Annotated in this window: 5 protein-coding genes; 1 reads left to right on the top strand and 4 read right to left on the bottom strand. The window is 63.4% G+C overall.

From position 1 onward, the window contains the following. The first annotated feature begins 244 nt into the window (after positions 1-244). Positions 245-430, top strand: a complete 186-nt coding sequence (locus tag ABJK70_RS20075; RefSeq protein WP_077730119.1) for a hypothetical protein — start codon at positions 245-247, stop codon at positions 428-430. Positions 431-606: 176 nt separating this feature from the next. Here the strand turns inward: ABJK70_RS20075 and ABJK70_RS20070 are convergent, their stop codons facing one another. The 4 genes from ABJK70_RS20070 to ABJK70_RS20055 all read right to left on the bottom strand — a co-directional run. Next, positions 607-1,521: a metal ABC transporter substrate-binding protein gene (locus ABJK70_RS20070; protein ID WP_347258882.1), complete on the bottom strand. Its 915-nt coding sequence runs from the start codon at positions 1,519-1,521 to the stop codon at positions 607-609. Positions 1,522-1,532: 11 nt separating this feature from the next. Further along, positions 1,533-2,693: an ABC transporter permease gene (locus tag ABJK70_RS20065; protein ID WP_077730118.1), complete on the bottom strand. Its 1,161-nt coding sequence runs from the start codon at positions 2,691-2,693 to the stop codon at positions 1,533-1,535. A 4-nt stretch (positions 2,694-2,697) separates the two neighbouring features. Further along, positions 2,698-3,354, bottom strand: coding sequence for an ATP-binding cassette domain-containing protein (locus ABJK70_RS20060; protein ID WP_156881022.1), 657 nt, complete (start codon positions 3,352-3,354; stop codon positions 2,698-2,700). Next, a partial coding sequence (locus ABJK70_RS20055; RefSeq protein WP_347258881.1) for a hypothetical protein occupies positions 3,354-4,957 on the bottom strand: 1,604 nt, incomplete at its 5' end. The genes ABJK70_RS20055 and ABJK70_RS20060, both read right to left, overlap by 1 nt.

Genomic DNA, 4,957 nt, shown 5'->3' with positions numbered 1-4,957 from the left:
TCAATCAGGAATTCATTTTGTAGGATGGGTAGAGCGAAGCGAAACCCATCGATGGTGGGTTAGGCCGCGCGGCCGTAACCCACTGAGCAGTCTCGGATCGGTGGGTTACGCTCCGCTAACCCACCCTACATAATGTTCACTCGAATGCCGAACGGAATAAGCCGATCCAGCCCCTCGCATAGATGGCAATGGTCCTGTTTTTGCATGATTACCTCCTTGGTCTCGTCAGAAGAGGAAAGGACGCATGCATAACCATAGCCCTTTGTGCTGGGTCGGCGAGCAATGCCGCAAGCCGGCGGTTTATGATCTCAGAAAGCCCATGAACGTACCCGGACTCACCGGCGAACACCGTTTCTTGTGTGAGGAGCACGGGCAACGGTTGTCGAAGCGATATCGGCAAAAATATCGAATGCACAAGGCGCATCGGTAGCGCCATTCGGACCGCCGATGGTGCCGAAGAATCCGGCAGAAGGATTTTAGAGCCGGACTATTATGACGCCGATTCCCGACAGCAATCCTTTTTCTCCGTTACAGCCTTGTACCGGAAGCCGCGACGACGCCGAATCGTCGTGACTGTGCTCAGTTTCGTAAAGTCCGCCCTCTTTTTCACCGGTACGCCGTCTTCAATTCCTCCATGTTTCGCTTCATCACCGTCAGAAAATCACCGTCTTCCGGTCGATTGGCGCAGGGGTCGAACACGACGCTTTCGATACCCATGGTCTTCAGCTTCGCGGCAATCTCCCGAGCGGGTTGGGCTTCCCAGATCATCCAGCGCGCCGAATGGTTCGCCCGCAGGTCCCGCAAGGCGCTCCACTCCGCGGCGGGCGGCATTTCGTCGGGCTCCCAGTGAACGCTTTTCAGATTCAGACCGTAGCGGCGGGCCAGGTACTGATAGACAGGGTGGGAGGCAAGCAGCGGCCGGCGGAAATCGGCGGCAACCGTTTGTTTCATTTCGGCATCCAAGCCGGCAAGGTCATCCAGCAGCGGCTTCAGGTTTCCAGTCACTACGCTCTTCCATTCCGGCCGCTTTCGGACGATCGCATCGGCGACGGCCTGCGCCTGCTTTCCGGCCTGATCGAAATCCAGCCAGGTAGTGAAGGCTGAACCTTCGTGGGCGTGTCGGCCACCGGGTCCGTGGCTATGGACGACGGCGTTCTCGATCCGGAGATAAGCGTTCCGGAACGCCAGGGATGTGTTCGCCAGCCTGAGGCGCGGCAGGCTTACTTGAGGCAGCCATTTTTCGTAACCGGCACCGTTGAGGAGAATCAGGTCCGCTTTCTGCATTTCGCCCACCGTTTCGGCGCTGGGTTGCCAAAACGCCGGATCGGCGCCGGTCGGAACCGGAAGAACCACACGCGCCCTGGCGCCCGCCAGCCGCTCGGCGAAATAGGCCAGAGGATAGTTTGCGGCGACGATCTTCAATCCGGGTGAGCCGGCGGCGCTCGCCTGACCGGTAGTCGCCGCGACGGTTAAAAACAGCAAGTACGGCGCGACTCGGCGCCATGAAAAAGAGATAAACACGGATAACTCCCTCAGGCGATAACGAAATGGCGGACGAATTCGGCTGCACCGGCACGGACCGCTTGCACCAGAACCAAGCCGAGGGTTCCGGCGCCCAGCGCGATGAGCGCGATTTCCGCGGCCATCAGCCGGACCACGGTCAGCGGCGAACAGCCGATCAGATGGATGGTCTCGATTTCGCGCTGCCGCAGTCGGAGCGACAGCGCGAAGACCAGCGCGACCATGAGCAGCGCGGCAGCGCCCAATGGCAGAAGAATGGCATCGAACAGCGCGCCGATGCGGAAGATGTTTTGCAGCAGGCTACGGGTCACGTCCAAGGGACGGACGATTTGCGTCTTGGCTTCGCTGTCCGGATAGCGTCCACGCAGCAGGGCGGCCGAACGCACGTCGCGCGGAACCGCGATCACTGCGCTGATGGGAAAGTCGGCCGGATCGCCGTGAAAGTGGAAGGATGCCAGGTTGTCCGGGGTGATTTCGGTGTAGGCCGAGACATCGCCCGATAACGGCGCGAACGCCGCATCCGCCCTGCCCGCCCCCGGCCCGGTCTCATGGCCGTGCCCCAATCCCTCGATCACCCAGGCCGTTTGAAGATCCACGAACACGGCCCGGTCGTCCGGGACGTGGGATTTCGCCAGGATGCCGACCACTTTCAACTTGAGCGGATGGACGCCGGCCAGGTCGAAAACGTTTTCCGGCGTCGTCGGAAGAACGTCCCCCGGTGCGAGTTTCAGACGCTCGGCGGCTTCGGCCCCCAGCACGCAATCCCCCAGCAGGGCCGGAAGAACGCCTTCCGCCGGGGCCAAGCCGCGGAATTCGAAATAATCCGTCGTGACGCCCACCAGGGGCAGGCCGCGAACCCGGAACCGGGCGTAAACCGGCAGCGGATCGGCCCAGCCGGTGGCCGCGATACGGTCGGCCTCGCCCATGCTTATGAACGCCGGAGCGTCGGTGAAATAAAGAGCGTTCAGCACCAGGTCCGCCGCGCTGCCTTGGGCCCCCACCAACAGGGGCGTAGCTTCGGCGCGCGCCGACATCCAGCGCTCGGCCTCGTCCAGGAGGCGGTGCAGAGCCTGAGGCAGCGCCGTGATCATGGCCAGACAAGCGGCCAGAATCAGGCTGCGGATCTTGTTGTGGCGAAGATAGCGCCAGGCGAGATAAAAATCGTGCTGCATCCGGTCAGCGGCGAAAAGCGCTCAGATCGATTACCCGATCGAAGCGCGGCAGGAGTTCGTGGTCGTGCGTGACCGCCGCCAGCGTCGCGCCGTTGCGCTCTGTCATCCGGAACAAAAGGCCGAGAATCCGACTCTTGTTGCCCGGATCGAGACTGCCGGTCGCCTCGTCCGCCAGGATCAGCCCCGGCTCCGGCAACAGCGCCCGGCATACCGCGACCCGCTGCCGTTCGCCTTGCGAAAGTTCCCGCGGCATCCGCTTTAGCTTGCCCATCAAACCCGCCGCCTCGGCCAGTTCCGCCGCTCGCTCCCTCACTCGCCCATTGAGCTTGAGAACCCTATTGATCCGGTAGGTATGCACGATGTTGTCGAGTACGTTCAAATATTCGAGGAGTTCCAGTTCCTGGAACACGAAGCCGATGCGCGAAACACGGAAGTTGCGCCGCTGACGGTCGCTGAGCTCGCGCATAGGCACGCCATCCACGCGGACGTTCCCGGACTGCGGGACCGCGATGCCGGCCATCAGCTTCAGCAGGGTCGTCTTGCCCGCCCCGCTGGCCCCGATCAAGGCGATTTTCTCGCCGCGGGAAATCCGGAGCTCGGGAACGGCGAGGCGGAATTCGGCGCCGGGGTAGCTAAATTCGAGGTCTTCGATTTGGATCATTACGTCGCCGGGTCCGTCCTGCGCCCTTCGGTAAACTCCAGGTCCGTGATCTTCAGACGGCCATCTTCCGCCTGGCGCAGGACCAGCCGCGCCGCGTAAAGCGTAGTCCGCGGATGGGAATGGCCCCAATGCGACACCGCGCCGTGGGCGATCCAGCGGGCGGCGACCGTGCAGCGTCCGGATTTCGGGTCCACCGATTGGATTTCGCTGGAGAGAATCTCGACCCGCTCGACCCGACCGTCGCCGCCGAATCTCTTGCCCCGCCGCAACAGAGCCCGGCGCTGGCGAAGATAAATGTCGTCCAGAAGCTCCCCCGACAGGCTCATGGCCAGGCGGTCGTATGCCGCTTCCTCTTCCGGCAATTGAAAGGCCCGATAAACATTATGCAGCAGGGCCCGCAGCTCGGTTTTCATCGTCTCCTCCCCGAGAAGCGCCGGGATAGTGCTCCCGGCATGGGCGGGAAAGTGCGCGATCTCCGGGTAAAAGGCGACGCACCCGGCCACGGCCAGGATCACGCCGAGTTGGGCGCCGGTGCCCGGCGGCAAAAACTGGCGCCGTCGCCAGCGCCATCCGACGGCTGCCGCGAGGGCAATGCCGGCAGTGCGGAGTAATACGGTGCCGGGAGCGGATGCCACCGCCAAGGGTTGTTGGATCATCGAGGCGGCTTCCGGCACAGCGGGATTTTTCAGCGCTTCCTCCACCGACCAGCGGAAGACCGGATCGCGCCGCGTCATCTCGGCTTCGAAAGTTTCGTCGTTCAGTTGCAGGCTGACCGGCCGCGATGCGCCGACGGCGTCGAACAGCTCCCAGGTCAGCTCTACGGCCGCAGCGGGACGCTCGGTCAGATAGACCAGAATCGCTCCCACCACGGCGGTAGCGCTGTCGACGGGCTCGCCGTCCGCAACGGTCTCCACGCCGCCGCGCCGGTAACGCAAGAATTCGACCCGGTCCAGCCGGGGCGTCGCCGCCTCACCGTCCAGGCGCAGCGAATTGCGATGCAGCAGCAGGTCGCCGATCGCCTGTTTCAGCCTTTCCCGCTCCGCGCCTTCGATGCGGTACGGATTCACGGGCGCAAAGTTCAGCCGCGGCAGAAGATCGCACAGCCTCAGCAGCAATTCGTGCCGCACTTCGTAAGGCTCGACATAGACGAAGGAGCGCGGTTCGGTGTGGCGGCGCGCCATTTCAGCATCATCGAATCGGGACCGCCACGAATCGTTCCAGTCCAATTGCAGGCGGGCCGGTTTCGACAAGGGCGCTAGATCGGCCACGGGCACGCCCCGGTGCAGAACGATCAGACCCAAGTCCTTGCCGGCGCGCTCCGGGGGCAGCAGGTGCAAGGTCCTCGGCCGCCGGACCAAGGGATAATTCAGATCGGCCTCGTAATATGCCTCCGCGGTTCGGCGCCGGTCTTTCGATGAGTCGACCCTCGCCACGGACACGGGTTTCGCTTCCGGCAGCGGCCGCCGATCCGCCACGATGCGCAGAAGTTGCCCCGCAAGCTCCGAAGCGGGAGTATCGTCCGCGCGGCCGAGCAGCGAGCGCAACCGGGGCAAACCGCTTTCCCGAAGGCGCAGGTTGACCGTGATCGAGTCAGCTTCGACGG

The organism is Methylocaldum sp., from assembly GCF_039794385.1.
Lineage (GTDB): Bacteria > Pseudomonadota > Gammaproteobacteria > Methylococcales > Methylococcaceae > Methylocaldum.
Note: the sequence above shows the minus strand (reverse complement) of the source record. Positions and strands in the feature narration are given on the sequence as shown.

Bases quoted from the DNA above. Each gene is read 5' to 3' on its own strand.
- ABJK70_RS20075 (WP_077730119.1), top strand. From the start codon at position 245: ATGCATAACCATAGCCCTTTGTGCTGGGTCGGCGAGCAATGCCGCAAG.
- ABJK70_RS20065 (WP_077730118.1), bottom strand. From the start codon at position 2,693: ATGCAGCACGATTTTTATCTCGCCTGGCGCTATCTTCGCCACAACAAG.
- ABJK70_RS20060 (WP_156881022.1), bottom strand. From the start codon at position 3,354: ATGATCCAAATCGAAGACCTCGAATTTAGCTACCCCGGCGCCGAATTC.